The following is a 3,546-nucleotide window of genomic DNA, read 5'->3' on the forward strand; positions in this document are numbered from 1 at the left end:
CCTCCCTCGACGAGGGGGTTAGGGCCAGGTTGCGCTCGGCCCTCTTAGACTTCCTCGCCCGGCACAACTACGTGTACACCGAGTTGACGGGCGACCTCATATACGCACGCCATCAAACAGGGAGAAACGAGGTCTTTATGAACGTGGGCCGAGATGTGGTGACGCTCGAGTACCGCGTAAGGAAGCTCTTGGCGCGCGGGAGTGGAGACCTGGAGTGGGTCTTCGAGGAGGCTAGAGAGTTGGCCAGGGCTACGCTAGGGTTTTTAGAGCCTACTAGGAGGCGTGAGTAAGGCAAGGGTTTAAACCGGCACAGTACTACGGTTTAAAGTGATGATGAGGAATCCTGGGCTGTCTTCTGGTGTAGAAGGCCCCGCATAGCTGAAGACCCCCTACTACGGCGATAACATTTTTATTTTCGGCCCTTCTAGAATAACCATGGTGCTGCGTATGGCCAAGTACAAGGTCGAGATCAACCCGAGAGAGAACTGTATATCGGACATGGTCTGTGTGTCGATATGCCCCGACGTGTTCGAGATGAGCACCGAGGACAACAAGTCGCAGATAGTGGAGAAGTACAGGGCTGACAAGGCGAATATCGCAGTGGGCATCGTGCCCGAGGACTTGAAGAGCTGTGTTGAGGACGCTGCCGCGGCCTGCCCGGTCCAGATCATTCACGTGACGAAGGTCGAGTAAAGAAGCGCCGTGTTTTTTAACTCTGGTCTGCCCTTAACAGACGCTCTTTTAAGGGTGTCCGGCCACGACGGCCCTCCCCGAATGGGTCGAAAAATTAATTGAGAAAACACTGATCGACAGCATACGGTTCCCCACAGTCCTCGGCGAGAGCTACGAGGCAATGGTCGACTACTACAGGGAGGTGCTTAGCAGCCACGGCGTTCACGTAACGGTTCACAGAGTCGACGACGACTACGTCAAAAAGCACCTGCCGAGGGAGTACAACCCCGACAAGCCAAGGTACATACTCCTAGCCCGCGTCGGCAGTGGGGAGAGGGTCCTCCAGTTCAACGGGCACTACGACGTGGTGGCAGCCGGCGAGGGCTGGGAGACACCCCCCTTCCAACCCGTCGTAAAGGACGGCCTTGTCTACGGTAGGGGGGCCACGGACATGAAGGGCGGTATAGCCTCCGTTGTAGGCGCGCTAGCTTACGTGGCCTCTGGAAAGGAGCCGGGTATAGTCGTTGAAGCGGCCCTTGTACCCGACGAGGAGATAGGGGGGTTGACAGGGACTGGGTACCTGGTGAACGTCCTGGGTAGTCGGCCCGACTGGGCGGTGATAGCGGAGCCCAGCGGTATTGACAACATCTACATAGGTCACAGAGGCGGCGTCTGGGCGCTGGTCAAGGTCTACGGGGTTCAGGCCCACGGCTCGACTCCCTGGTTAGGCGACAACGCCTTCGAGAAGATGGTCTACCTGGCCAAGCTGTTCATAGAGGAGTACAAGCCACGCCTGGCAGAGCGTAAGAGCAGGTTCGAGTACGAGATGCCCGAGGCCTCGACGCCGACCCTCACGTTAGGCGGTAAGCTGGTAGCCCCCGGGTCGATAAACATCGTGCCCGGCGTCGTCGGGTTCAGTATCGACAGGAGGTTGATCGTGGAGGAGAGGGCGGATGAAGTAGTCGAAGAACTGAGGGGGTTCCTCGAAAACGCCTCTGCGAGGCTTGGAGTGAGGGCGGAGCTCGAGGTGATGGAGAAGTCGGACCCCGCCCTGACAGACCCGGGCTCTCACCTCGTGAAGGTCCTCGAGGACTCAATCAATAGGACCCTGAACCTCAAGCCGAGGAAGACGATCTGCGTTGGCGGCCTAGACCTACGCTACTACGCGGCGAAGAACATACAGGTGGTAGCCTACGGCCCAGGAGAGGTCGGGATGGCGCACAAGGTCAACGAGTACGTAAAACTCGCGGACGTCGTCAAGGTCGCCGAAACATACGTAGACCTGATCTACCGACTCGCACCCGGGACAGGTAGATAACACTTTAAGACTACACACGACATCTCATACTCCGAGACACGGACGTTGCGGCTGTCTAGTGGTCGGGTGGTAATGCCTATCAGGGTCCTCATCGCTAATAGGGGCGAGATCGCAATAAGGGTAGCGAGGAGCGTCAGCGAACTGGGCTACACCCCGCTAGGTGTCTACACGTCCGTGGACAAGAACAGCCTGCACAGGAGGTTCGTGATCGAGGACTCGGAGGTCTCCAGCTACTTGGACATGGACGACATCATTGAGGCAGCCCTCCAGCTGGGCGCAGACGCGGTTCACCCCGGCTACGGTTTTCTGAGCGAGAACAGCGAGTTTGCGAGGAAAGTGATCGCCAAGGGTCTCGTGTGGATCGGCCCCCGCCCCGAGGTCATTGACAGGGCTGGGGACAAGCTGGGGTTGAAAGAGACAGCTCTCAAACTGGGACTGCCCACTCTCCCCTACCAGAGAGTCGAAGACCCCGAGGACGTCCTGGAGTTCGCGAGGGATTACGGGTACCCGGTACTGCTGAAGGCGGCGGGCGGGGGAGGAGGTATCGGCATGAGGGTGGTGCGTAGCGAGAAGGAAGTCGAGTCGAAGGTCTCGGAGTCCATCATGGAGGCCGAGAGAGCATTCAAGGACCGTAGAATCTACGTCGAGCCGTACATCGAGAGGGGTAAGCACATAGAGGTCCAGATAATAGGCGACGGCGACAACGTTGTACACTTGTACGAGAGGGAGTGCTCGGTCCAGTTCAGGTACCAGAAGATCGTGGAGGAGGCCCCCTCGCCCTCTATAACACCGGAGACGAGGAGGGCGCTGACCAGTGTCGCGGTCGAGCTCATGAAGAGCATAAGGTACGACAACGCTGGGACTGTAGAGTTCATATACGACGTTAAAACAGGTAAGTTCTACGTCATGGAGGTGAACGCGCGGATCCAGGTCGAGCACCCCATTACAGAAATGATCACGGGTGTAGACATCGTGAAGAGGCAGATAAGGGTGGCCTTCGAGGGCTCGCTGGACATCAGGCAAGAGGAAGTAACTTACAGGGGGCACGCGATCGAGGCGAGAATAGAAGCGCAGAACCCCCTCGACCTCTCGACCTCAACGGGCTACATCACACGCTACATAGAGCCGGCGGGGCCCGGCGTGAGGGTGGACTCGGGTGTTGCGGCGGGGTCCTACGTCCCGATAGACTACAACCCGCTAATCTCGAAGGTCATCGCCTACGGCGGAGACAGGAGCGAGGCGATCTCGAGGCTGTTGAGGGCGTTGGACGAGTACGTGATCGAGGGGGTCCAGACAAACATACCGTTCGTTAAGGCCATCATAAACTCCCCTGCTTTCAGGGACGCCACTTACACGACAGCCTACGTGGAGCAGAGCCTAGGGGAGCTCTTCAAGCAGGTGGAGAAAGAGGTAGCGACTCACGCCCTGGTGACGGCTGTGGTGGCGGCCGTCAAGCCGGAGTTCAGCAGGGCGTTGAGGGGCAAGCTAGTTAAGGAGAAACCCACAGAGAGCCGTGTGGAGTCGATCAAGAGGAGGGCCTGGACGTACTGGACCCT

The 3,546-nt window shown here is 58.3% G+C and carries 3 protein-coding genes and 1 pseudogene; all 4 read left to right on the forward strand.

Translation table 11 applies throughout. The features are described 5' to 3' along the window. Positions 1–290: hypothetical protein (locus ACP5VX_RS06605; protein WP_428725092.1), on the forward strand; the 290-nt coding region annotated here is incomplete at its 5' end. Positions 291–447: 157 nt separating this feature from the next. Continuing rightward, entirely contained in the window at positions 448–693 is a 246-nt protein-coding gene (locus tag ACP5VX_RS06610) for a ferredoxin (protein WP_428725094.1), read from the forward strand. Between the two features lie 88 nt (positions 694–781). After that, positions 782–1,990 (forward strand): annotated as a pseudogene (locus ACP5VX_RS06615) (M20 family metallopeptidase); the annotation flags it as partial. A gap of 72 nt (positions 1,991–2,062) precedes the next feature. Further along, positions 2,063–3,546 (forward strand): acetyl-CoA carboxylase biotin carboxylase subunit (locus ACP5VX_RS06620; protein WP_428725093.1); only part of this gene is annotated, 1,484 nt, incomplete at its 3' end.

The sequence above is a fragment of the Thermogladius sp. genome, assembly GCF_049970955.1.
Lineage (GTDB): Archaea > Thermoproteota > Thermoprotei_A > Sulfolobales > Desulfurococcaceae > Thermogladius.

What these genes read in the sequence shown, in the direction of transcription:
- ACP5VX_RS06610 (WP_428725094.1), top strand. Translation starts at nt 448, where the DNA reads ATGGCCAAGTACAAGGTCGAGATCAACCCGAGAGAGAACTGTATATCG.